General features: G+C 58.4%; 28 protein-coding genes. 10 read left to right on the forward strand and 18 right to left on the reverse strand.

From position 1 onward, the window contains the following. Window positions 1-146 precede the first annotated feature (146 nt). Both DA915_RS06120 and DA915_RS06125 read left to right on the forward strand, forming a co-directional pair. Window positions 147-485: a hypothetical protein gene (locus DA915_RS06120; protein WP_107675394.1), complete on the forward strand. Its 339-nt coding sequence runs from the start codon at window positions 147-149 to the stop codon at window positions 483-485. Beyond that, a complete protein-coding gene (locus tag DA915_RS06125) occupies window positions 482-1354 on the forward strand; it encodes a DUF3800 domain-containing protein (RefSeq protein WP_107675395.1) in 873 nt (290 codons plus the stop codon). Before DA915_RS06120 ends, DA915_RS06125 begins: the two co-directional genes overlap by 4 nt. A 630-nt stretch (window positions 1355-1984) precedes the next feature. Here the strand turns inward: DA915_RS06125 and DA915_RS06130 are convergent. The 5 genes from DA915_RS06130 to DA915_RS06145 form a co-directional block, all read right to left on the reverse strand. Beyond that, the gene (locus DA915_RS06130) at window positions 1985-3091 is read right to left on the reverse strand and encodes a class I SAM-dependent methyltransferase (RefSeq protein ID WP_107675396.1); all 1107 of its coding nucleotides are present in this window, start codon (window positions 3089-3091) and stop codon (window positions 1985-1987) included. Window positions 3092-3265: 174 nt separating this feature from the next. Continuing rightward, window positions 3266-3646: a hypothetical protein gene (locus DA915_RS06135; protein WP_107675397.1), complete on the reverse strand. Its 381-nt coding sequence runs from the start codon at window positions 3644-3646 to the stop codon at window positions 3266-3268. Window positions 3647-3720: 74 nt separating this feature from the next. Continuing rightward, window positions 3721-3960 (reverse strand): hypothetical protein, encoded by a 240-nt coding sequence (locus tag DA915_RS06140; protein ID WP_107675398.1) that lies wholly within the window; start codon window positions 3958-3960, stop codon window positions 3721-3723. Continuing rightward, a complete protein-coding gene (locus DA915_RS28640; RefSeq protein WP_153064525.1) occupies window positions 3961-4182 on the reverse strand; it encodes a hypothetical protein in 222 nt (73 codons plus the stop codon). 14 nt (window positions 4183-4196) lie between these two features. After that, window positions 4197-4556, reverse strand: coding sequence for a hypothetical protein (locus DA915_RS06145; protein ID WP_153064526.1), 360 nt, complete (start codon window positions 4554-4556; stop codon window positions 4197-4199). A 37-nt stretch (window positions 4557-4593) separates the two neighbouring features. Here DA915_RS06145 and DA915_RS06150 point away from each other — a divergent pair, with 37 nt between their 5' ends. Further along, window positions 4594-4803, forward strand: coding sequence for a hypothetical protein (locus tag DA915_RS06150; RefSeq protein ID WP_107675400.1), 210 nt, complete (start codon window positions 4594-4596; stop codon window positions 4801-4803). On the opposite strand, the gene DA915_RS06155 is transcribed toward DA915_RS06150, so the two are convergent. The 13 genes from DA915_RS06155 to DA915_RS06215 all read right to left on the reverse strand — a co-directional run bounded on the left by DA915_RS06155 (window position 4779) and on the right by DA915_RS06215 (window position 15223). Further along, on the reverse strand, window positions 4779-6761 hold the full coding sequence (locus DA915_RS06155; RefSeq protein ID WP_107675401.1) for a hypothetical protein: 1983 nt from the start codon (window positions 6759-6761) through the stop codon (window positions 4779-4781). The genes DA915_RS06150 and DA915_RS06155 overlap by 25 nt on opposite strands. After that, window positions 6761-8716, reverse strand: a complete 1956-nt coding sequence (locus tag DA915_RS06160) for a hypothetical protein (protein ID WP_107675402.1) — start codon at window positions 8714-8716, stop codon at window positions 6761-6763. The genes DA915_RS06155 and DA915_RS06160 overlap by 1 nt, the downstream gene beginning before the upstream one ends. Further along, window positions 8716-9405, reverse strand: a complete 690-nt coding sequence (locus tag DA915_RS06165) for a hypothetical protein (protein WP_107675403.1) — start codon at window positions 9403-9405, stop codon at window positions 8716-8718. Before DA915_RS06165 ends, DA915_RS06160 begins: the two co-directional genes overlap by 1 nt. Beyond that, on the reverse strand, window positions 9405-9641 hold the full coding sequence (locus tag DA915_RS06170) for a hypothetical protein (RefSeq protein WP_107675404.1): 237 nt from the start codon (window positions 9639-9641) through the stop codon (window positions 9405-9407). Before DA915_RS06170 ends, DA915_RS06165 begins: the two co-directional genes overlap by 1 nt. Continuing rightward, entirely contained in the window at window positions 9641-10672 is a 1032-nt protein-coding gene (locus DA915_RS06175; protein ID WP_153064527.1) for a hypothetical protein, read from the reverse strand. The genes DA915_RS06170 and DA915_RS06175 overlap by 1 nt, the downstream gene beginning before the upstream one ends. 230 nt (window positions 10673-10902) lie before the next feature. Continuing rightward, window positions 10903-11187, reverse strand: a complete 285-nt coding sequence (locus DA915_RS06180) for a hypothetical protein (RefSeq protein WP_107675406.1) — start codon at window positions 11185-11187, stop codon at window positions 10903-10905. Next, on the reverse strand, window positions 11184-11423 hold the full coding sequence (locus tag DA915_RS28645) for a hypothetical protein (RefSeq protein ID WP_153064528.1): 240 nt from the start codon (window positions 11421-11423) through the stop codon (window positions 11184-11186). The genes DA915_RS06180 and DA915_RS28645 overlap by 4 nt, the downstream gene beginning before the upstream one ends. After that, window positions 11420-11905 carry a hypothetical protein gene (locus DA915_RS06185; RefSeq protein ID WP_107675407.1) on the reverse strand — a complete coding sequence of 162 codons (486 nt, stop codon included), beginning with the start codon at window positions 11903-11905 and terminating at the stop codon, window positions 11420-11422. Before DA915_RS06185 ends, DA915_RS28645 begins: the two co-directional genes overlap by 4 nt. A 178-nt stretch (window positions 11906-12083) precedes the next feature. Further along, complete coding sequence (locus DA915_RS06195) at window positions 12084-12398, reverse strand: hypothetical protein (RefSeq protein ID WP_107675409.1); 315 nt, start codon at window positions 12396-12398, stop codon at window positions 12084-12086. Continuing rightward, window positions 12395-12613: a hypothetical protein gene (locus tag DA915_RS06200; protein WP_107675410.1), complete on the reverse strand. Its 219-nt coding sequence runs from the start codon at window positions 12611-12613 to the stop codon at window positions 12395-12397. The genes DA915_RS06195 and DA915_RS06200 overlap by 4 nt, the downstream gene beginning before the upstream one ends. Window positions 12614-12622: 9 nt before the next feature. Continuing rightward, window positions 12623-12829, reverse strand: coding sequence for an AlpA family transcriptional regulator (locus tag DA915_RS06205; RefSeq protein WP_107675411.1), 207 nt, complete (start codon window positions 12827-12829; stop codon window positions 12623-12625). A 153-nt stretch (window positions 12830-12982) separates the two neighbouring features. After that, window positions 12983-13930 (reverse strand): hypothetical protein, encoded by a 948-nt coding sequence (locus tag DA915_RS06210; protein ID WP_107675412.1) that lies wholly within the window; start codon window positions 13928-13930, stop codon window positions 12983-12985. 96 nt (window positions 13931-14026) lie between these two features. Further along, the gene (locus DA915_RS06215) at window positions 14027-15223 is read right to left on the reverse strand and encodes a site-specific integrase (protein ID WP_107675413.1); all 1197 of its coding nucleotides are present in this window, start codon (window positions 15221-15223) and stop codon (window positions 14027-14029) included. Between the two features lie 334 nt (window positions 15224-15557). Between DA915_RS06215 and DA915_RS06220 the strand changes: the two genes are divergently transcribed. The 7 genes from DA915_RS06220 to DA915_RS06250 all read left to right on the forward strand — a co-directional run bounded on the left by DA915_RS06220 (window position 15558) and on the right by DA915_RS06250 (window position 23725). After that, complete coding sequence (locus DA915_RS06220; protein WP_192886422.1) at window positions 15558-18062, forward strand: heavy metal translocating P-type ATPase; 2505 nt, start codon at window positions 15558-15560, stop codon at window positions 18060-18062. Between the two features lie 12 nt (window positions 18063-18074). Then, on the forward strand, window positions 18075-19085 hold the full coding sequence (locus DA915_RS06225; RefSeq protein ID WP_107675415.1) for a 2Fe-2S iron-sulfur cluster-binding protein: 1011 nt from the start codon (window positions 18075-18077) through the stop codon (window positions 19083-19085). Between the two features lie 11 nt (window positions 19086-19096). After that, window positions 19097-19585, forward strand: coding sequence for a Cu(I)-responsive transcriptional regulator (gene cueR, locus DA915_RS06230; protein WP_003502249.1), 489 nt, complete (start codon window positions 19097-19099; stop codon window positions 19583-19585). A gap of 70 nt (window positions 19586-19655) precedes the next feature. After that, complete coding sequence (locus DA915_RS06235) at window positions 19656-20600, forward strand: ABC transporter permease (RefSeq protein WP_026363441.1); 945 nt, start codon at window positions 19656-19658, stop codon at window positions 20598-20600. Continuing rightward, window positions 20590-21495: an ABC transporter permease gene (locus DA915_RS06240; RefSeq protein ID WP_060724071.1), complete on the forward strand. Its 906-nt coding sequence runs from the start codon at window positions 20590-20592 to the stop codon at window positions 21493-21495. The genes DA915_RS06235 and DA915_RS06240 overlap by 11 nt, the downstream gene beginning before the upstream one ends. A gap of 139 nt (window positions 21496-21634) precedes the next feature. Then, on the forward strand, window positions 21635-22702 hold the full coding sequence (locus tag DA915_RS06245) for an ABC transporter ATP-binding protein (RefSeq protein ID WP_107675416.1): 1068 nt from the start codon (window positions 21635-21637) through the stop codon (window positions 22700-22702). 12 nt (window positions 22703-22714) lie between these two features. Then, on the forward strand, window positions 22715-23725 hold the full coding sequence (locus tag DA915_RS06250; protein WP_020810787.1) for an ABC transporter ATP-binding protein: 1011 nt from the start codon (window positions 22715-22717) through the stop codon (window positions 23723-23725). The last annotated feature ends 4 nt before the right edge of the window (window positions 23726-23729 follow it).

Raw genomic sequence — 23729 nt, forward strand, 5'->3', positions numbered from 1 at the left:
AGGATATCCAACTCGGACGCCGGCGGAACAAGCAGAGGCGGAGGCTGGAGCGAGCGCAGCGGCCGACGCAGCCAGCGATGCGGCTAACGAGGCTTTGAAGGCTGCTCAGGACAGAGCCCCGTCAAAAGTAACAATGTGGGGAAACCGTGAGCGCCGAAGGGGATGAAAAGCCGATTGAATCACACGCACCAGCCCGCGAGCCCAGTTTGGGGATCCACGTTACGCTGGTCATCGTTGTTTTGGTCACTTTCTCGACGTTTGCCTGGGAGGTTTACCATGGGGAACTGGGGCGCCTACACAGTTCAGGTTGGCTTCTCAAGGAGGACGATCCGGTTGATTTCTGGATAAGCACCGGAATTTGGACCGCGATATTTATCCCCGTTTGTTGGCAGGCATTTAAGAGTTCGCGTGCCATCTTGCGTATTACGTACGGGAAATTTCGTGGTCTTAAAGACCAGCGACGGGACGAGGTGAAAAAGCAGTGAGCGAGCTGGGGGGCTTGGTGTTAATTCCGGATCACGAATACATTGCATACTTCGATGAGGCAGGAGACCCTGGAATAAAAAAGGTCGTTCCTGTTGATAATTCAGGCGGGACCGAATGGTTCACGCTTGGCTGCGTCGTCATCAAAGCCAGCCGCGAATCTGAACCTATCGATTTCATCAAGCGCGCTCGGTTGAGGATTAATTCCACCCAGCGCCCTGACATTCATTACAAAAACTTGAAACCGTGGCAGCGTGTGACAGTGTGCGCAGAGGCCGCCAAAGAGAACGCAAGGTTCTTTTGCCTCTCCTCGAACAAAATTTCCATGCGCAAATACAGTAACCCAAAGGCGGCGGCGGTCTCTCTGCACCCGAATAATTTTTTCTATAACTACTGTATTCGCATTTTGCTTGAGAGAGTAACCGCATGGGTAGAGGCCAGATCTCTTCAGGACTTTGGTGAGCCAAGAAAAGTTAAGCTGGTTTTCAGTGAGCGCGGCGGCCACTCATACAGGCATGTCGAAACATACACTGAACTTCTTCGGATACAGCAGGAGAAAGGCCGTCTCTTCCAAGATTTCAGGGCGCCAAAATTCAGTGTGCTCGATAAGGACCTCATCGAAGTAATCCGCCACAATCAAAACGCCGGGCTCCAAATGGCCGACATTGTCGCGAGTGCCTTCTACCAAGCGGCCAACGCCCGAGCATTGAACTGGAGCACTGAGCCTGCAAAAGCCTTGAAACCGAGAATGGCGACGGGAAGGTCTGGGGTCGCGAATGTCGGCCTAACGCTGTTGCCTTGGCGAACTTGGACATGCCCTTTGACGGAAGATCAAAAACAAATATTCCGATATTATGGTCACAGGGTGTAGGCGGCGGGCCCCGGCCTTGCTTTCATTGCTCGCGGATAGATCGCAATCCATTGTGCGACCGTCGATGCAACTGCTATCCCCTAATTCAGGATAACCAAGGGTGTTCCGGCGTTTCCCGCCGAATCCAATTATACAGGAATTACGTCCTATGTGAATCCGCTCCGGCGGGTTTCTTTTTTGGTCTGGAATTGAAAGATATTTCCCTTCTCTCCCGTTTCTGCACCTTTGAAGTCTTTGTCTTGAAGGATAATGGGGAAGGATACTCCGAGAGCAACGCCACCAAATTCAGCCCCCAAATCTCAATGGTGGACTCTCGGTTAAATGAGAGTACCTTCATCTATTGCCACCAACCGAATAAGTAGGCGGTGACAACTGAGGTGCTACGTGCTCCGCCTATTCGTGTGGAGGACGGTCGTATGCCCAACCATCAACTTTCAATGATTGTCTGCTGCGACGTGTACTCGCCCGCTGGCCCCCCACGCAATCGCGGTCGTGCCGTCGTAGCCAAGCGCAATCAGACGCCGCCGGATATCTAACGTAGAAATCACAGTAGTGCCCTAGGTCCAGGGAAATAAAAAAGGCCGCCCGAAGGCGACCCTTTCATTTTCTATGTCTTAGCCGTATGCGCGATTAGCTGGTGAATACCAAGTTGCCTTGCTCGGTCACAGATAGCGAAACCGTCGTGTCAGCGCTGGCAACCCCGCCGAAATGGATTCTTCGAACCGGCGATTGATCTACAGAGCCAATCCTGGGGAAGAAGTCAGACAGTTGGAACGAGAACACGCTTGTGCCAACGGGGAAGTCCCGCCACAGATCGGCCTCAGCACCTTCCTCGGTCACAAAACAGAACCGGAGCGAGCAACCGGTGTCGCCGGCCACCGATACCTTAGCGGACATCACCGAGTTCTGATTAACCCTCAGATTTTCAGGGTCGAATACAACATCGTTCCATTCGCCCGTAGCGGTTAAAATGTGTTCGCCAGAAAGGGCGCCCACTGGCAGATGCAATCCTCTCTTCGCGGCGAGATAATTTGACCGTATCTGGTTGACGACGTTCGCATTCCAAACCCGGAGACGGTCAAGAACGTCCAGACCGACATCATAGTTCGAAACAAAAAGCTGGCTCACACCTAAGTCAACGTTTCCGCTTTCGTGGGCGAACGAAACAGATGCGCCCACCGCGTTGAAGCCAATTTCCGAGAACTGCTGACGCCACCAGCCGATACCCTCCAACAGACTATGCGTCGGATCTCGGTGAAGGATTTCATCAACAATTTCCTTCGGTCCCGAATATGGCCCTTCTCCCACAATCGGCAGCATGTGGAGATGAACGGCCTTCTCGCTTACCCGCTTTAACTCCGCGAAAGCGGAATCCTTAAGCGGGGCGGGAATGTGCTCCATGGCATGAACAGAATATACGAAATCGAAATGTCCGTCTGGATAAGGCAACTGTTCGGCACCCGCCAGGACGACGTTGTCGTGCTCTCTGTTGGTAATTGCCCACTCGGAAACATCTATACCATGCGCCTCAACGCCAAGCTCATTCAGATGCTTGACTATAATTCCGGTAGCGCAGCCTATTTCAAGCGTGCGGACCGGGCGGAAGACATTGAAAATGAGTTGCGCAATTTCTCGATAAATCGCCGACGTGCGCGCCACCTCAAGGTAGTTGTTGTAGACTGTCCCCTTCGTCTGTCCGTTCTGGAAATAGTCCGCATCGAAGTAATCGTATTTCATGGCGTCTCCCTTTGGCGGGAAGCTACCACCCGGATATTTCAAACTCAATGTGTTCTATGAGTTCACTGCCTGCCACCTTTCGGAAGTCAATTTGCGATCTATGCACCGCGGCCAAGCTTGGTCGCTACGCTAGCAAACGGACAGCATAAAAGCCGATAGGAGGATTGCAGATCATCATTTTCTGCTGGCAGCGGCTTCGAGCTCTTCGATGCGTCTCAGCAGGTCCGCAGTCTCAAGCGCTTTCCGCTGAGTTTCCATGATCGAAACAACGCCCTGAGCCTCGGAGGGGGATATCTCGCCTCTGCCTACTGCCTGCAAGATGCCAGAGATAGCCGTAGGGATTTCGGACGCTGTGGCAGTGCTGGGGATGCTGATCTGGATCGGTCGTGCAACAGGAGCGGGGCGGGGGTGGATGTAAGCTGATGCCTTTTCGGCGGCCCAATCCCTTCGCTTCTGATCTGCTGCTTCATCCATCATCACCTCCAGCAGATATTCCAAGGGTGATTTTTTCGAGCCGAGGATATCAGCGGCCAGTTCCGCAGTGCGCTGGTTCATTGTTCCCGGCTTCCGGCCTGCTCCTGGTCTCGCTCCACCTATCTTTGCCATGCTCAAATATTTCCTGATTGTTTTCAGTGTACGGAGAGCAGCTCGGGCTCAAAATCCGCGGGAATGTCGTTGCCATCACGATCCAGATAGATCGTGGCGAAGCACACAACCCTATCTGTCGGCGTTTCGGTTATGCCTTTAACTTTCAGCATCTTGGACACGTCAGCCCTCGTATGGCCGGCGCCGGTTTGGACCAAGATGAGGCGTGCTCCACCGGTTCTGTCGCTCTCAAGCTTCTCTAGCCGCGATACGAGGCCTCTCATCTAATCCATCCTCAAAGGCTTACGCTCGCCCGCAATGTTTGCGTGGCCGGCGTTGAAAATAATAATCGGCTGGCGCCCATCTTGGTGAACGCCTTTGTCGGTGAGAAATGCACCGATTTCTTCCTGGGGATGACCATCGGCCATTACGACTACAACTGACCGCCGGAGCTTCGAATGAGACGCATTCTCCAGTCTTCCCACGCGTGCTCGGATACCTGCCATTATCGGACTCCTCTCTATTGTTGAGTTATCTTTGGTGGGTTTTCAAAGAAGGCGTAATCTGACAGCTGCTTCCCGGTCATCCGCTCCAGAGCAACGCCAACTGCCTGAACAAGAGCTGTGATGATGGCTATCGAGTTCAGCATTTCCTCGCGGCTTCCCGCGAACATCGGGGCTTCTTTCAAAAGAGCGATGGCGAACGCCTGCACGGCAAGAGCGTCGGCGGGATCAATCGGATTGGCGTGCATGTTGGCAATCAATCCACCGAGAACCGAAAAGGCGCTCTTGCGGACTTCCGGGTCCGGCTTACATGTCTCGTAGGCCAGAAACTCAAGAAGACCGCTTAGGCTCATCATGTCGAGTTCGGAAACTTGCATCTTTCGCGCTCCTGTAAAATCGGGCATTGTCGCTTGCATGTCGGTTTTTGCTTATCGTCTCGCCTATGTCGTCATCTGCTGCGCCGGAATGCTCGGGCTGTGGTTTGCCGTGCGCTGGCTGGTCTATGGCGTGTCGGATGATTTCGGCATCGGCATCGGCTTGGGGTTCGTCATTGGCGTACTGTTGATGTACGCCGTTGGCATTGTCGATAAACGGAACGCTCAACGTGGCTCCCGCAACGACTGAAGGAAGCCTGGGCTTGCCGAAAGCCCCAACACCTGCGTAGCCGTTCCAGCGCCGCCACCAATCGCAGCGTTCTGCGCCTGAAGCCTGCGAAGCCATGATAGGCTCTGCAATTGGTCCGCTGCCGCTGGTCCCCGAGCCGTGAGGATATCAGCGGCCCTCCCTCGCTGGGCAGCCATGGCAGCTTCGTTCTGGACCTGATTGAGTTTGCCGCCCAAAGCGGCAACGGCATCGCCAAAGTTCATGTTGAGCGCGGCTCGCAATGGGCCCTCTCCGCCCTGTTGGCTTCCCCACCTTTGCTGGGCCGCCTGCCGCCCTGCCGTCACACTATTACCTGTCGCGGCGTAAGAAGTGCCGGCGAATGTAGTTTCGCGATCAAGAGCAGTGATGAAGCGCTTTGCCTCGTCATTTCCCAGCAGTGAATAGAGCTTTGCCTTGTTCGCACCCTTTTCGAACATAGCACGCGCTGCGCCGCCGTCGTTGCGGGCGTTCATCATGACCTCATCCAGCGCGGAGCGTGCGCCCTGAAGGTAGGCGTCTCGGTCGGCACCGCTGAGTGCCTTGATTTCAGCAGCCACTTCGCCAGGGTGAACGCTGCGCTGAAAGACTGAGCGGCCATTGTCCAAGGCGTCAATCATGCCGGAAGGGCCTGAAAACGCCTTCAGCGCTTCCTTGTATTCCCCGGGAGCGCCCTCGATGAGCTTGTTCTTCATTGTGGTCAGGACGCGCGCTTCGTTCTTTTTGCCCGCCCGTTGCGCCACGCTGATTTGGTCATCAATTTCTCGCTTCACGAGATCCAGGCCGCGCACGTCGAGTTTTGCCGGATCGATCGGCAAACCTTCGTTCTGGGCTGTCCTTTGAGCGCTGCGCAAGGCCTTCTGCCCTGCTGGCGTTTTCAGAACGTTGTCCATGGCCTCTGTCTTCTGCAAAGGCACGGCATAAGCCCGGTCGTAAAGGGGCTGGGCGGCGTCGGCGCGTTGCTGCACATAAGCTGCGCGGTCAGCAATAATATCGCCAGCATTGCCAAGCGAGGCGTTTGCATCAGCGGTGATGCGCTGGCCAGCGCCTGCATCTCTGGTGCTAAGCGCGCTTCGTCCTACGGTTTGGCCGCGCCCTGGCATGGTGGTGACGGCCGAGAGGTCACCACGGAGATTATCGCCAAGGTCAGCAATCATGCCTTCGGGGCCAAGCTCGGTAAGACGCGCACGGGCGGCGGCGTCATCGAGACCATCAGCAGCAAGCGACGTGGCGAGGTTGCGCTCGACACCCTTGCCGGGACTGCGCACCCAGTCGAGAATCTTGCGAGTACCTGCGCCGATGGCCGCACCGGCGGCGGGCGCAATCCCCCCAAACAATGTGCCAAGCGCCAAGCCTTTGCCTGTCTCCGTCAAATCGCCACCGCTCCGGGCGGCAGCATCGGAGCCACCAATGGCCCCTCCAGACAGCATACCCGCAACCGTTCGCCCTCCCAGCGTTTCACCCGTAATGCCAAGCGCCCGCGCACCAAGGGCGCTTGAGGCAACGGGAGCGAGTGAAGCAACGCCGCTGGTGAGCTTGGCCCCTGTCGTCATCCACGGGTGCGCGTCCTGTGCCTGCTGGGTGATGTCCTGCGCTTGCTTCAGGTTTTCGTCATAAGTGCCGCCGTTCATGACGGTGGATGCGATGGCCGCGCCACGCTGACCAGCACCGAGCAAGGCAGGCCCGGCAATCGGCACGCCATCGGCAAGGCCGGTCAGTGTCGCACCAATGGTCCCGCTTGCGCCCTGCATGCGCTGCTGCTGTTCTTCGGCGTTGAGGAGCGCTTGCCCCTCCTCGAAAGACGGATGGCCGGCGGGGCTGGGGCCTGCGGATGGCATAAGTTCGAAACCGGGGGGAAGGGGCGGCATTCCGGCCGGGCCGGTGTTACCCGGTTGCTCCAGAACAAAGCCTTCCGGCAGCGGCGGATATGTTTGATCGGCCATTAGCGCACCTCTTCCCATTTACCGTTGCGGAGTTCGATCATTGCGCCAGTCTGGGGATTTTTGGCGCGGGGATATGTCGTGTTTGTACCGGGAGCCGGTGAAGCCGCTTGGCGTTTGGAAGGCGTAGGCGATGGGGTCTCACCTTCGTAGGCCGACGCGTTTTCGAGCGCCTTGCCCATGTTGGCGATTGCCTGCGGTGGCATACCGGCTTTGATAGCCTCCACGGCCAGAGCGCGCCGCTGACGCTTAGCATCGACGGTTGCGGGCTTGTCACCCGGCTGAGGCAGAAAGATTCGGCCATAGAGGTCTTCTTCCGACTTCGTGACGGCAGCGCCAGTGTCCTTGCGGAGAATAGAGGCAAGGAAGTCTTTTCCCGCGTCACGGGCAAGCTGAAATTCCTCAGTCTGCGCGTAGTTGCCAAGGTTCAACGGAATGCCGTTGGCGAGGGTTTCCCCAAGGCTCAACAGCGCCCCCTCGTGCTTGTTCAACAGAGGCATGGCTGCTGTTGCACGGGTGGAATAAACCGTGTCATTGCTCTGGCCTTCCGTCAAAGGCTTGACGCCAGCACCCTGATTGAAAGTGACGGCTCCTGTCGTCGGGTCAACCTGCAAAGACGTGCCAGACGGCGGGTTGATCGGATAGAACTTGCCATCCGGGCCGAACTGCCCAGCCTGAGCACCGTACTTGGTTGCTTCTTCAGGCGTGGCTTGCCGGAACTGCTGGCCAGCATTGGGAGAGGTGATCCACTCTTTGCTGTTCGGGTCGTAAAGAACTCCGTTGCCGGCGTTGACGAGGCCCTGTCGATCGGGCTTTGCAAAATTCCCCACAACGCTTGCGCCGCCCTGATTGTCGGTGCGGATCAAGTCACCATTCTGGCCAAGCATGAAATCAAAGCCCATCTTTCGGCCTTCGGTCGCTTGCTGCCAAAGAGCAAGCCCGCGTTCCCGAGTAATGGGGTTCTGCACCATGCGGCGGATAAGGTCAGCGTTGACGGGGATGGTGGGCTGCGACTGCGGTTGCGAGATGACCCTGCCGGATGAATCCGCAACCTGCATCGGTGCGCCGGACGGCTGGCCGGGAGCCGTGGGCGATGCCATGGTATAGGGCGCGGCGTCGGCGCGCGGTTCAACCTTCACCATGGGATCGACGTAAGCCGTTTCATTCCCGCGGGTGTCGCCCTGTTCAAGCGGGGCAATTGCCTCGATGGCGGCAGCCCCACCATTGGCCGGGGCGTTGCGGAATTCGTTGGCGTAATAGTTCTGAGCCATCGCCATGCGCCGGGCAGCTTCACCGCCGGGGCGGTCGTGACCGGCAAAGGCCCACGCCCTGTTCATAAGCTGCTGCGCTTCTTCGACGCTGCGAGCGTTGTTGAGGGCCTGAATAAGATTCGGGTCTTCCTGAAGGAAAAACCGCGCCTGACCTTCGGGGGAAAGGTCACCAGTCGCTGCAAGGGCCTGATAGCGCGGACCACGCCAAGACATGATACCGCCTGCCGTGCCAGGCTGGCCGCTCTCGCTTGGATCGCTCCATGTCCGGTTTGCGTTGGCAGCCGACCAACCGCTTTCCGCTTTGCCGGTCGATGCGACGGCAGCAAGCCCATACGGGTTCGTCAAGCCGCCAGCGCGCACCGTTTCGATGAACGGTTTGTATGTGTCGCCTTGCAAGTCGGCGCGTCCAGAAATAGCAGGCTGGCCGGGAATCTGTTGGGATGTAACCGGGCCTGTAAATGTGGCCTGCGGCTGTTGCTGGTTGGCTCCCCCGAACAACTTGCCGAGAAAGCCGCCACCGGATTCAGGGGAGGGAGCCAGACCGCGCGCGGCTAAATCCTCGTTGATGATTTTTCCAGCACCGGCATTCACCGCGAGGTTTTGAAGATTGCCTGCCAGTTTATCGAGCCACGAATGGTCGGGCTGGGGAATGATGGGATTGGCGACGGTGAGATTTGCAATTGCCATCAGAAGAGACCTCCGACCTTACCGCCGGTCAAGGCGCTGACGCCGCCGTTCAGGAGCTTGCCCAAGAAGCTGCCGCGCGCCGTGTTGTTCGCCTCCATGCCGGTTGCCCACTGGTTATTTGCGCCCATGATGCCCTGCGTCACGCCGCTTTCGAGGCTAAGCTGATCGTCGGCGGAATCCTGATAGACGCCAGACCTTGCGCCATAGCCTTGAGCCTGCCCACCAGCCGCCTGAAGGCCTTGAGACGAGACACCGGAGAGCCGGTCAAGCCAAGAGCCATACTCCTGATTTGCCAGCCCTTGGCCGTACTGTGAAAGCGCTGTAAGCGTGTTGCCGCTGCTGAGCATGCCAGATGCAGACGCGCCACGCAGAGCCGCTTGCGTGCCCTGATCAAGCGCGAACTGATAACCGGGGCCAGCCTGAAACGCGCTGGTAGCCGCTGCATTACCGTCCGCGCCGTTCAGGCCGATGGCGTTGCCGTACATCGTGTTTGCTGCCGTACCGCTGTCCACCCACGGCTGATAGGCGCCGATGGCCTTGTCCAGTTCACCAAGTGCGGACTTCTCACCATCCGCAATAATGTTGTTGCCGGTCGCCCGAAGCGCAAACAGCGCGTCCTTGTTCTGGTCGGATGCCTGCATGGTGGCTTTGCCGGTCTTGCTTCCGCTAAGGGAACTGAGGAAACCCATTATCTGCACTCCATCGTCTTGAGGTCGCCGGGGGCAAATAAGCCCGAGAAATTGCGGCCAGTTGCCCTGAGCTTCTCGGCGGCTGCCTGAAGCACGAATTCATTAGGGGTCATCCCCGAGCGGTTCGCAGCGTCGAAGAGGTTTTCGCGAAACCCTTCCATGACAGTCGCGCCCCGAAGCGCGATAGGAACGTGCCGCTCTCTCTTGGTTTTCGGCTTTGCGTCGTGGTTAGCCATCAGTCTTTCCCTCGCCGGTCAATGTAGCCTTCGGTGTAGACGTAGATTTCACTTCCTGACGCGGTTTCTCCGCGCGTTCTGATTTGGCCGCTGGAGTTCGTTCGAATGGTGATCGACCCGGCCGCCTGTCCATTGGCAACGCCCGACATGATGCCGCCTGCGTTTGAGTTTGAGCCGGCTGCTTCGTCGTTCTGCGCAAGGCTGCTGGCGATGGTACGGAAGGGTTGGTTCACGCCGACGACAAGGATGCGCAGACGAGCGCGAACGGAGAAGCCTGTTGGAACGGTCAAATTTCTCGTCTTGGCTGAAGTGCCGGGCGCACTGTCGGCCACATCGTTCACGGTGGCCTTCCAAAGGAACTCATCGCCGTCTTGCACAAAGGCTTTGATGACACCGGAGACGCGCACGATGGAGCCTACACGGCGGTATCGGGTATAACCGCTTGGATAGTTCGGCTCCGCCATGGGGTTGAGCGACTTGGAGAAGCCACGAGAAACCGTCGTGCCATTGCTGATGACGAAGCAATGCCAGGTGCCGTCTGATATGGCGCTGTCGAACCGGCCGCCGTTGCCAGAGCCGAAAGCTACGTCAAGCTGAGCCGTGCCGGAAGAATGTGACATAACGGCCGCCACGGCGCTCTCAGACGCGCAGACTCCAGCAGCGAAGTCAATGTCGTTCGTCGCGTCAGTGGCGTTGTTGGAGAGCGTGAGGCCGTTCAGCAGGCCCGTGGCGGCCACAAGGATGCTTGCCGAAAGCGCCGTGTCCGTATTGCCGAGATTGGTCAGCGCCGTTTGCAGGCCTGTGACCGTGGAAATGGCTTGCTCGCCCGTGTGGTTGGCGCGGTCGAAAGCATCATCCTCGATGCCCTGCGGGTCATAGACAGCCTGAAGCATGAAGCCTTCGGTATCGACCACCGCCGCGAAGGTGTCTGCAAAGCTCATGATGGAGTAGGTGTTTTGATCGCTATTCCAAGCAAGGAAGAAAACCTTGTTGTTGTCCGCAACCGATGGCACACGCACGATATCGCTCACGTCGAGCGAAACCGTCAGATCAGTGCTTCCGGCCGGGCGGGTAATCTTGATGCCCGTAGAACCGGAGATTTTTGCCGGGAAGCGCGGCAGGACACGCATGCGTAGGGTCATTGGCTTTTCGCCTTACTGTTTGAATTGATTGATAGAATCGCACATTTCAGCTTCTTTGAAAATTGGAAGCCAGTAGAAGCGAACGGAAGCCACTGGAAGTTTTTCAAACTTTTTTTCGCCTATTCGAACGGTGAAATGCCCAGATGGTCGTAAATCCGGCGCACGCGCGAATCGCTCCGGTTGCCTTCCCGAAGAAGCTCCAGCGCATCCCATAGCCCGTGCATCACCATTTCGAGCGCCGGGGCCGATATCTCGATAGGAACGCCTGAACCGATTTGCCGCCCTATGCCGTGGTCCCGGCAGTATTTCGTTATGGTCTTGCTGCTGCGGCCTGTTCTCCGCACAGCTTCGGCCATGTCTATGACTTCAGAGCGGCGCATGAGGATGGGGAAGGGATGGCTCATGCTGTAACCCTCCCTGTTGAGAGGTGCATGGCAGAGAAACGAGACCTTGAGGCTTTCGCCCCATCAAGAGCAAAAAGACCTTTCGGCGAATGAGCGTCCGATTTTTTCGTTTTCGCGTAAAAAGTCTTTTTCTTTGTTTTTGTCTTTTTCTCGGTCTTGTTTCCATCTCCCTCTACATCTCTATCTCCATCTCTGTATATCGAAAGGCTTTGGATAGGCTTTGCAAAGGGTATCATCGGAGCCCCCCATTCAGGTATCTGGTTGAGGCCAGCCGGTCGGGCATACCGAGCACGTTCGCGGCTGCCTTGTCGGCTTCCTGTTTGTCCAGAAAGTCCCGTGAGACTTCAAACTCCTGTTGGGCCGCTTCCCGCAATACGTCACTCTCAATGGACGCTATGACACGCTGAATGCCGAGCGCGTGCTTTCTGTTGGTAGGCGGATTTGTATCAAACCAACCGCACACAAAAACCTCTAGAGTTTCTGGGTCACTTATAACCAAACCGGAATCCGTCAGGGCGGCTAAAGCGTGACGGTATTGCTCTCCCTGCCATCCCAAATCATCGAGAGCGTAACCCTCAGGCAGGCGAAAGCACCCCGTTATGTTTTGGTGCTCGCATGTGGTCAGATAGAGCATCAAAAGTCGGGCCTCATCGGTCGGCAACGCCTTGAAGGCCCGGTTGCGCCAAATTTTCGGGGAAACCTTTGTAAAGTCACGCATCAGCCGTACACCCTCCGATTAAGCCGGAAGTTCTGTGCCAGCTTGCACGCCTCGCATGCCTGAAGGGCAGAAAGACCGAAATGGGCCTTCAGGGTTGGAACCGCCTGGGGCGGCGGCTCCTTCTGTTCGGCAAGCCATTGGGCTGCCCGTATAACCTCTGGGTTATTATTTGGCTCCCTCATGCTGCTGCCCTCCCATCGGCGGCAGAGGCTTCAGCCGGGATAATCTCGACTTCGGTTCGAATGACGTAACGAGCATGCGAGCCAGGGTATGGACCGCCATGCTTTTCATCTATCGTTTCGATCAGCAGTCCGTAGTCCTTCCTCAAACGGTGAACATATGCGGAATGCCGGGGCGCCGGATGGTCGATAGGGGTGACGCCGCGCTCCCCAGCTTCTACTAAAGCTTTGAGCATCCAGCCGAAGCGGCCGACTACGTTGAAAGGCTGACCATCGGGAAGAATACGAGCGGTGGTTATGATGCGTTTCGTCATGCTGCCAGACCTCCAAGACCTGTGAGCTGGCAAATGGTCTTCGCATGCCAGAAGGATACACGGCACCGACGCATGACGGACTTGACCGCCAGCAATTCAGATTGATTTTCGGGGGTGATTTCTGTAGGGTTCCAAGCATCAAGCCCCTGCGAAAGAGCATTGATATTGGAACCCGGTTTAGCGCCTGCCAGCGCTGCCGGGTTTTCCGTTTTCATGGCGAAACCTCAAGCGGCGCGCTGCTGTTTCGCGGCTTCAATGGCGCCGAGAATATCAGAAAGCGGAAAGCGGGTGATGCCGCCAAGTTTGACTGGCTGGGGAATGATGCCACGCTTGACATGGGCCCATACCGTCTGGCGAGCCACGCCTAGATAGGCGGCGGCTTCCTTGTCCGTCAGGAGCGGATCGGCAGGCTGAATGCGAGATGGTGTCATGGTGTGACCTCGTTTGTCGTATGATTACGAGGTCAGACTTTGGGCTATAATCCGCCCCTAGTCTTTGTGTTTATCTCCATGATAAATAACACGTTTTTTGGTTATAAGTGAATGCGTTTCTAACAGGTTTTTAGGTTAGAAGACGCGAGTTTTCTAACTTGCTCTTGCAGCTTTGAGCTTTCGTCGGGTGCCTCTTGCTTTGGCTGGCTCCGTTTGCACGGCCACCTTGAAGCGCTCAACGGACCTCAAGAGTTCGGCGTTGCCGAAACGTGGATGGTTTTGCAGCATGTCGAATGCCTCTGCCGGTTGGCTGTTTCGGATTTCGGCAATATGGGATGCGGCGTTCGTTGCATACTCCTCTTGTCTCGAAACGTGAATTATCCCGAATTCCTTGCGTGCATCCTTGCGCCACCCCTGAAGCGTCTCGCGATCTACGCTGTAGGCTTGCGCAATTTGCTGCCACGCATCGCCGGCCTTCATCCCTGTGCCACTCCTGAACAAAGCGAAGCATACCGCGTTCAACTGCTCTCGTTTTCGAAGCAGTCCCGCTTTCCTCCATCCTTTGACGGGCTGAAGTATTGGAGCAACCTTGCCGAAAGCAAGCGCCTCAAGCGCTTCGCACAGCTCCTCCGCAATCCCATCAGGAAAGCCACCGACATTGGCACGCAGGAGCGATATTGCGACCGCGCGGCGCTGGTCTGTTGTGAGCTTGCGGCCGGGCGGGCTCGTAAATGGGGAGCCTATTTCCGTACCGGCTATCTCGTGGCGGTGAGAATCAACCTTCTTTCTTGCCTCGATGTAATCAGGAAGCCCCCTAGTCTTTGATCCCGCAAGGGGAACGAAATCCAAACCCTCCAATGCAAGCCCCACTTGATGGTCAATTGCCCATTGAGCCGTTGTCTGCACCAGATTTCCTGCCAATATCAGAGCGTCAAAGGCGGCTAGATCCTTGCGAATTTCTGAACTTGCCCCATCGGCTGGGTCCGTCCGGTCTCGAAGGTCAACAAGATTAGACAGGAATGCTTCAGCAGCCCCGCCTAATTCACCCTTGGCGTAATTGTATGTTCGACCCCCGCTTTGGGCCTTTTCATCTTCTGACATGCATGCACCTTGCCGCACCTTTGAGACCGTAGGGAAACCGGAGGTGCATACCCGGCTTGTCGGATGGCCGTCTTATCCCTACGGGTTCGAAAATCTCTATCCTTCCACCACTAGTCGGACGAGTTGACCGCTCTTGCCAGTCACATGCTTTGCCCAGCGTTCAAGCAGCTTTCGGCGCTGTTCTAGGAAGTCCGTGCGCCGGTACGCGCGTTCCACTTTGCCGCCGACGGTATGTGCGAGAGTCGTTTCCGCGACGTCATGTGGTGTGTCGGTCGTTTCCGCGATCCAGTCCCTTAATGACGAACGGAAGCCATGGGGGCGATATGGCATTTTAGCCCGCTCCATCAGCCTGGACATCGTGGCATCAGAGATGACGCCTTTCTTGACGCTGGGGAAAAGAAACCCATCGCGAGCCAAAGGCTTGGCGGCTTTCACGATTTCAAGCGCTTCAGAGGGCAGGGGAACGCGGAAGTCTGCCGTCTTGCCTTTCCGGCCTTTCATTGTCTCCCCGGGTATTGTCCACACGTCCCCGTCGATCTGGTCAACATGCAAGAAGCGCAGTGGTCGCGAGCGAACGCCGGTAAGGATTAGAAGGCGCAAAGCGAGATGTGTTATCGAGCCGCCAGAGAGGAGCTCGTAGAAGGCTGGCACGTCTTGCCAAGGCATTGCGGGAATATTAGTTGCGTCGTGCCGCTGCTGTCCGAGGAGGGCTCGCGCTTTGGCCGTCGCTTGCAAATCGACGTCGAGACCAAGAGCTGCGGCATGTCTCATGCAAATGTCCAGGCGATTAAGTGCCTTTTGAGCCGTGGCCGCTTTGGTATGCCAGATGGGCGAGAGTGTATCGCGAATTTGCGTCTGTTCGATCTCGGCAACCGGCGTTTTACCAAGCCTAGGCAAAACATGTCGCTCTAGAGGACTGAACCAACGTCCCGCTTTGCCGTCATCCTTCAGTTCTGCCTTCCTGCTTTCAAATGCATCCTCGGCAACGTCTTTTAAGAGGTGAAGGCGTTTGACGGCCTCTCGCTTCTGTTTCTCGCGCTGGGTAATTGGATCCAAGCCGGATCGAGCGACTGCGCGCCAGCGCTCGGCTTCTTCGCGGGCCTCCTTCAATGAGACTTCCAAAATCGAGCCCAAGCCCATTTCGCGGCGCCTGCCGTGAACAGTGAGGCGCAAGACCCATTGGCCGCCGCCATCCTCACGCTTCACCAGCCAAAGCCCACCGCCGTCAGCGTATTTGCCGGCGGCGGCGTTCTTGACCGCAAGAGCGGAAAGATTGTTCAGGGTGCGGGCCATCCGTCCACCTTTCTATCCACCTTTTCAGGCGCGACTTACCGTGACCATTTATTACATAAGGTGACACGGATTTACAGTGGATAGACTGGGAATCAAGGGGATAGAGACACAACATGACGAGACCTTACGTGGCTTTACTGAAGTTCAATGCCCGCCGTCCGCACCACTTTCTTCCTGATCTGCCGTTTCTGCGCCTAACTCCCGGGCCGGCATCAAAAACGCCCGTTCACGGGTGCGTCATCTCTTCTTGAAAATCATCAACAAGACCCTATTGACCTTGCCACGATGGGAAGCCCTATCTTTTTTTTAACACAAGAAAAGAGGGGTCATACGCATGTCACAAATGGAGATCCGGGCGAGTCACCAGATTGCGATCGATGGCATGACATGCGCCTCCTGTGTCGGCCGCGTGGAAAAGGCGATTGCCAAGGTGCCGGGCGTTCTGAAGGCCTCGGTCAATCTCGCGACGGAACGCGCTGATATCTCCTTTTCCGGGCAGCCCGACGTGCCGGCCGTGATCGCGGCGGTCCGCAATGCGGGCTATGGCGTCGAAGAAAAAACCATCGAACTCGATATCGAGGGTATGACCTGCGCCTCCTGCGTCGGTCGTGTTGAAAAGGCGCTGAAGGCTGTTTCCGGTGTTTCCGATGCGACCGTCAATCTGGCGACCGAGCGTGCCACCATTCGCGTTGCCGGCAATGCCGCCTCTGCAGCCATCTTGGCGGAGGCAATCAAGCGGGCAGGCTATACGGCGAGCGAAATCATCGCCGACAAAGCCGGTGATGTGGAGCAGGATAGACGCGCTACGGAATTGCGCGGCCTGAAAATCAGCCTTGCCGTGGCCGCTGCGCTGACGTTGCCAGTCTTCGTGCTGGAGATGGGCTCGCATCTGGTGCCCGCCATCCATGAATTCGTGATGGAAACGGTCGGCATGCAGGAAAGCTGGTATCTGCAATTTGTGCTGACGACACTGGTCCTGTTCGGCCCCGGCCTGCGCTTCTTTAAAAAAGGTATTCCTGCACTGCTACGGCTGGCGCCGGACATGAATTCGCTCGTCGTATTGGGCACCGCCGCCGCCTGGGGATTTTCGGTGGTGGCAACCTTCCTGCCCGAAATCCTGCCGCATGGCACGGCCAATGTCTATTATGAGGCGGCGGCGGTCATCGTCACACTCATCCTTCTCGGACGTTTTCTGGAAGCGCGCGCCAAAGGCCGCACCAGCGAGGCGATAAAGCGGCTCGTCGGCCTGCAGGCGAAGTCCGCCCGCGTGCTGCGCGATGGTGAAACCGTCGATGTGCCGTTGCAGGATGTGCGCACCGGAGATGTGATCGTCGTTCGCCCCGGCGAGAAAGTGCCGGTCGATGGGCTGGTTCTCACCGGTTCTTCTTATGTCGATGAATCGATGATCACTGGCGAGCCGGTCCCGGTCACCAAGGCGGCGGGTTCCGAGGTTGTCGGCGGCACGGTGAACCGCAATGGCTCCTTCACCTTCCGTGCAACCAAGGTGGGTGCCGATACGCTGATCGCCCAGATCATCCGCATGGTGGAGGAGGCGCAGGCCGACAAGCTGCCCATTCAGGCGCTGGTCGACAAGGTCACCAACTGGTTCGTGCCGGCTGTCATGCTGGCCGCACTCGCCACCTTCACCGTCTGGTTCATCTTTGGGCCTGATCCGGCCTTGACCTTCGCGCTCGTCAACGCGGTTGCGGTTCTCATCATCGCCTGTCCCTGCGCCATGGGCCTTGCCACGCCGACCTCGATCATGGTCGGCACCGGCCGCGCCGCCGAGATGGGCGTGCTATTCCGCCGCGGCGATGCGCTTCAGACGCTGCGCGATGCCGACGTGATTGCCGTTGACAAGACCGGCACCCTGACGCTCGGCAAGCCGAAGCTGGTGCATTTCACCACGACGCAGGGCTTCGATGCGGATGAGGTGCTTCGCCTCGTCGCCTCGCTGGAGAACCATTCCGAACATCCGATTGCGGAGGCGATCGTCGAGGCGGCGAAACATGGCGGCCTGACGCTTGCCGATGCGGAAGGTTTCGAAGCGACCCCCGGTTTTGGTGTTGCAGCCATGGTTGACGGCCGCAGGGTCGAAGCAGGCGCAGACCGGTTCATGACGAAGCTCGGTTATGACGTCGCGATGTTTGCCGATGATGCCGAAAGGCTGGGCAGGGAAGGGCAGTCGCCGCTTTATGCCGCCGTCGATGGCAGGCTGGCCGCGATCATCGCTGTTGCCGATCCGATCAAGCAGACGACCCCGGAGGCGATTGCGGCGCTGCATGCGCTGGGCCTCAAGGTCACGATGATCACCGGTGACAATCGCCGCACTGCCGAAGCTATAGCCCGCCGTCTCGGTATTGATGAGGTGGTGGCGGAAGTGCTGCCCGACGGCAAGGTTGAGGCCGTCAAAAGGCTTGCTGCCGGCCGGCGACGTGTCGCCTTTGTCGGGGATGGGATCAATGATGCACCAGCGCTTGCTGCGGCCGATGTCGGGCTTGCCATAGGCACGGGCACGGATGTCGCGATTGAAAGTGCCGATGTGGTCTTGATGTCTGGCGATCTGCGCGGCGTTGCCAACGCCATCGCGCTCTCCAAGGCGACCATCCGCAATATCGGCCAGAATCTGTTCTGGGCCTTCGCTTACAACGCTGCACTCGTTCCGGTGGCGGCCGGAATATTGTATCCTGTCAACGGCGTTCTGCTGTCGCCTGTCCTTGCTGCCGGAGCCATGGCGCTTTCCAGCGTCTTCGTATTGACGAACGCGCTGCGCCTGAAAAGCTTCCGTGCACCGCTGGTGGACAGACCAGCGGGCATGCAGCTCGCAGCGGCCGAATAGGAGGCGGATGTGATGACGCCTGGCAACACAATCTTTCTGCCGCAGATCGGGCGCAGCATCTTGGCGGCGCAGGGGGAGACCGTGCTTCAGGCCGCGCTGGCCGCAGGGGTCACCTATCCGCATGGCTGTCGCATGGGCCGCTGCGGGGCCTGCAAATCGCATCTCATTTCCGGCGAGATCGATCTTCTCAAGCACACGCCCTTCTCCTTGACCGAAGAGGAAAAGGCGGACGGTCTGACGCTCGCCTGTCGGGCCATGCCGTTAAGCGACATGACGATCAGCTGGCTCGATGGGGCGGATGAGATCGCCGATATTCCGACCGGCCGCTTTGAGGGCGTGGTGGCGGAAGTGGTGGATGCGACACACGATATCAAGCTCATCCGTATCCGGCTCGACGAGCGCGGGCAGTTTGCCTTCAAGCCCGGACAATATGTGCGCCTGCTTTATGCGGACTGTTCGCCGCGTGATTATTCCATCGCCAGCCGGGTGGATGAGGAACTGATCGAATTTCACATCCGGCACGTTCCCGGCGGCATGACGAGCGGCCGCATCTTTTCGCTCGCCAGGGCTGGTGACCCCGTGACGATCGTGGGGCCTTTCGGTTCTTCGTTCCTGCGGGAAAAACATTGTGGGCCCATCCTCGGCATTGCCGGCGGGTCGGGGCTTGCCCCCGTCAAGGCGGTTGTCGAGGCAGCACTTGCAACGGGCCGTGAACGCCCGGTTCATGTCTATTTCGGCGCGCGCGCTCAGCGTGATCTCTATATGCTCGACCGCTTCGGAGATCTTGCCGCGCGGCATGGCAATCTGAGCTTCGTTCCGGTTCTCTCGCATGAAGACCATGCCGATATCAGGTGCGGTTATGTCGGTGCGGCGGTGGCGGATGATTTCGACGATCTCGATGGCTGGAAAGCCTATATTGCCGGACCGCCGGCCATGATCGAGGCGACGGTGCCGCAGCTTCTGGCGCGCGGCATGCGCGCCACAGACATTCATGCAGATGTATTTTTCACCCCGGAAAGATAGGAGCAGGATCGATGAACATTGGCACAGCCGCCACCGCCTCCGGCGTTTCTGCAAAGATGATCAGGCACTACGAGATGATCGGTCTGATCAAATCGGCAAACCGCACGGATTCCGGATACCGGGTCTATACGGCCAATGATCTGGAAACGCTGCGCTTCATCCGCCGCGGACGCGATCTCGGTTTTTCCATCGAAAAGATCAGGCAGCTCATGACCCTGTGGCGCGATCCGGGTGGCGCCTCCTGTGATGTCAAACGCATCGTCATGGAACATGTCGTCGATCTGGAAGCGAAGATGCACACGCTTCGGGAGATGGCAGACACGCTTCGAAACCTTGCAACCTATTGCCCCGACAATGGTGAGCCGGAGTGCCCGATCATTCAGGATCTGGCCCATTCCGAAAATGTCGATTTTGCACCGGTGGCTGTCGTGCCCAAACGGTCCGGCATGCTGAAGGGTACGTCCGGGCCGGTGATGGATTTACATCGCCTGGCGAAATAAGCGGCTTTTCCCTTTGGGGGCGAGCGTCGATTGCAGTGGAAATGCCAATTGCTGTGAAGGAGACAGGGCCATGTGGATACAGATAATACAGCGCTTCCTTATTCTGTGCCTGATGCTGGCGATCGTTTCCGTCATCGCGTTTCTTCTGCCCTATATGGCGGGCGGCGATCCGGCCCGCACCATCCTGTTTTCACGCATGCGCGATACGGCGCTCGATCCACATGCAGTGGAGGCGCTCCGGGCCAGTCTCGGGCTCGACCGGCCGCTTTATGTGCAATATTTCGCATGGCTGTCGAATGCCTTGCGTGGCGACCTTGGGTTTTCCTTCACAAGCAGCCAGCCTGTCGCTGCCGAGCTTATGCGGTCGCTCTGGGTGTCGGTGACGCTGGCGCTGACGGCGCTGGCGTTCGCGATCGCCGTCGCCCTGCCGCTCGGCACATTGGCGGCGATGCGTCCGGGCGGTCGTCTGGACAATTTCGCGACGCTGATGATCCAGACCTTCGTCGCAACGCCCGAATACTGGTTCGCGCCCATGTCGGCGCTGGTCTTTGCGCTCTATCTCGGCTGGTTGCCCTCGGCCGGATGGGATAGCTGGCGTTCCCTGGTGCTTCCCGCACTGACCCTGACGCTGCGGCCGCTCGCCTATTTCACGCAGGTGACGCGCGCCGCCATGGCCGAGGTTTTGCGCGCGCCCTATATCACGGCGGCGCGCAGCCGCGGCCTTGGCATGCATGGCACGGTCATGCGCCACGGCATCCGCAACGGCTCGCTGCCGGTGGTCACCTTCTTTGCCCTGTGGCTTGCGGGGCTGCTTGGCGGATCGGTGGTCGTGGAAGTGATCTTCGCCATTCCCGGCATGGGCCGGCTTCTCTACGACGCCGTGGTCAATCGCGACATCCCGATGCTGCAGGGTGGTTTCATCTGCATCGTGGCCCTGTCCATCCTGGTCAATACCCTGGCCGACAGCTTCTATGTCCTGATCAATCCAGCAATGCGAGGTCACCATGACCACTAGCCTCTTTCCGAGCGCGCCAGCCGCTGCCATGCCGATGACCATGCCCAAGCGCCCCTCTAGCCTGTCCCGCTTCACGGATTTCATCCGCTGCCGGCACTGGACCTTCTATGCGGGAGCGGCGATTTTTCTCGTCATCATCCTGCTGCTGGTGATCGCGCCGTGGATTTCACCCTATGATCCGGCAAAGCAGAATCTGCGTCTGCGGTTGAATGCGCCAAGCGCGCTCTACTGGCTGGGAACGGACCACCTGGGCCGCGATGTGCTCAGCCGGCTGCTGATCGGCGGCCGCTTCACGGTCACCATTGCCGCCATCACCGTCATTCTTTCTGTCGTGATCGGGACCTTCATCGGCATCATCAGCGGCCGCAGTCGCGGCATCCTCGACGAGGTGCTGATGCGCATCGTGGACCTGCTCATCGCCATACCTGATGTCGTGATCGCGATTTTCCTCGTGGCCATCTTCGGCCCGGGATACGGAACGCTGATCGCGTCGCTGACCATCGTCGGCTGGACACCTTTTGCGCGGCTGGCGCGGGGGCTGACGCTCTCGATCAATTCGCGTGAATATATCCGTGCCGCCGAGGTGCTCGGCTGCACAAGGCGCTTCATCATCTTCCGGCATATCATTCCCAACACGATCTGGCCTATTGCGGCCGTGGCGTTCCTGCGCTTTGGCCACAAGCTGATCACGGTGGGCGGGTTGTCATTTCTGGGCCTTGGCGTACAGCCGCCGGCCGCCGACTGGGCGCTGATGCTGGCCGACGCGCAGGCCTATGCGGAGCGGATGCCCGTTCTCGTCATCGCACCGGGTCTGGCGATCTTCCTTGCAGCGCTCAGCGTGACGTGGATCGGCCATGGCCTCAATCTGGAAACAAAGAAAACCAACGGTCATTGACGCCTGCGGGCGGGCAATGACGGATTTGACGATTGTCAAACATACGTGACGCAACGGAACAGGAAGGAGAGTAATATCGTCTGAAGCCGCATGAAAATTCGTGAATGCCTCCGATTCAATAAAAATAAGGGGAACTCTTATGAATATCGAAGGACAAACGCTTGCCAAGACGGCCATGTCTCCCGAATGCGCACCGCTTCTGGAGATCGAGGATCTGCACGTTTCTGTGCCGGCGCAAAACGGCCGCAAGTTTGTTATTTCGGGCCTGACGCTTTCCGTCAACGCCGGAGAAGTCGTCGCTCTCGTCGGCGAATCCGGATCGGGTAAGAGCATGACGGCCCTGTCGCTGATGCGGCTTTTGCCGCAGGGCGCGGAAATCAATTCCGGCCGCATTTCCTTTGCCGGGCGCGATATTCTCGCTCTTTCATCCTCCGAACTCGACGCGCTGCGCGGTGCCGATATCGGCATGCTGTTCCAGCAACCGCAGGCCATGCTCGACCCGACCAGCCGGGTGAGGACGCAGGTTGCCGAGCCACTCTGGATCCACCGTAAAATGAGCCGGCATGCGGCGCTGGACCGGGTCGTCGGTCTCCTGTCCGATGTCGGCATTCCCGATCCCTCAGCACGGGCGCAATGCTTCGCGCACGAGCTTTCCGGCGGCATGGCGCAACGTGTCATGATTGCCGCCGCACTGTCAGGCAATCCGCAGCTTCTGATCGCCGACGAACCGACGACGGCGCTCGATGTCACCGTTCAGGCACAGATACTCCGCCTGCTTGATGACGAACGCCGCAAGCGCCAGCTTGCCACGTTGCTCATCACCCATGACCTCTCGGTCGTCGCTGCTTTCGCGGACCGGATTGCGGTCATGTATGCTGGCCGCATCGTCGAAGAGGGGCCGACCCAGGCGATCCTCAAGGCGCCGCAGCACCCCTATACCAAGGCGCTCATCAGCTGTTCACTCCTGACCACCGACAGCGAGGGGCAATTGCTGACGATCCCCGGTTCGAGCGCGCAGGCCCATGACATGTCCTGCGGCTGCCGGTTTCATCCGCGCTGCACGCTTGCCAACTCGGCAGGCATGGGCGGCCGCTGCATGGCGTCGGAACCGGATCTGAATGCCTTGCCCGAAGGGCGCAAGGCGCGATGCTGGGCGGTCGGTCACGATCATGCCGCTCATGATCATGCCAGCCACACGGTCTGCTGAGGGAGGGCGACAATGTTATCGACAGCGACGACACAGACCCCGCCACCCGCGGAAAACAGGAGCCGGCCCTTTGTGGTCGCGAAGAACCTCTGCAAATATTATCCCATATCGGGCTTTGGTCACCGTGTGGTGAAATCCGTCGACGATGTTTCCCTGACGATCGGCGAGGGGGAAGTGCTGGGCCTTGTTGGTGAATCCGGATGCGGCAAAAGCACGGTTGCCGGGCTGATCACGCGGCTGACCCACGCAACCAAAGGCGAGGTCAGCATCGGGCAGAACGATATGCTGCATATGCAGGGCGAGGCGCTGCGGCGCATGCGCCGGGTCGTGCAACTGGTGTTTCAGGACCCTTATTCGGCACTCGATCCGCGCATGCGTATCGGCCAGAGCATGGAAGCGCCGCTTGCCCAGCATGGCATCGGCACCCGCGAGGAACGCACGGCGCGGGTTTTCCGGATGCTGGAAGAGGTCGGTCTTGACGGCTCTTTTTATGATCGCTATCCGAGCCAGTGTTCCGGCGGCCAGTTGCAGCGCGTCGTCATCGGCCGTGCGCTGCTTCTCAATCCGAGCTTCCTCGTCTGCGACGAGCCGACATCGGCGCTCGATGCCTCGATGCGGACGCAGATACTGAACCTTCTAATGGACATGAAGCGCCGTCACGGTTTGACGGTTCTGATGATTTCCCACGATCTGCGCGTGGTGCGTTATCTCTGCGATCGCATCGCGGTGATGTATCTCGGGCGCGTCGTTGAAATCGCTGATCGGGAGGAGCTTTTCCGGGCGCCGAAGCATCCCTACACCAAGGCTCTCATAGCATCGTCGATGCTGGACGAGACGGGGTTATATGCACCGGAAATGCTTCTGGACGGCGATCTGCCGAGCCCTCTCAATCCTCCTGATGGATGCAAATTCCACACCCGCTGCAAATATGCGACCGAGATATGCGGCGAGGTGGAACCCGTTCTGGAAGGCGTTTCCGGCGAGCATTTTGCCCGCTGCCATCGCTGGCGGGAATTGGGCTGAAGGA

This window comes from Agrobacterium sp. LAD9 (assembly GCF_003031125.1).
Classification (GTDB): domain Bacteria; phylum Pseudomonadota; class Alphaproteobacteria; order Rhizobiales; family Rhizobiaceae; genus Agrobacterium; species Agrobacterium radiobacter.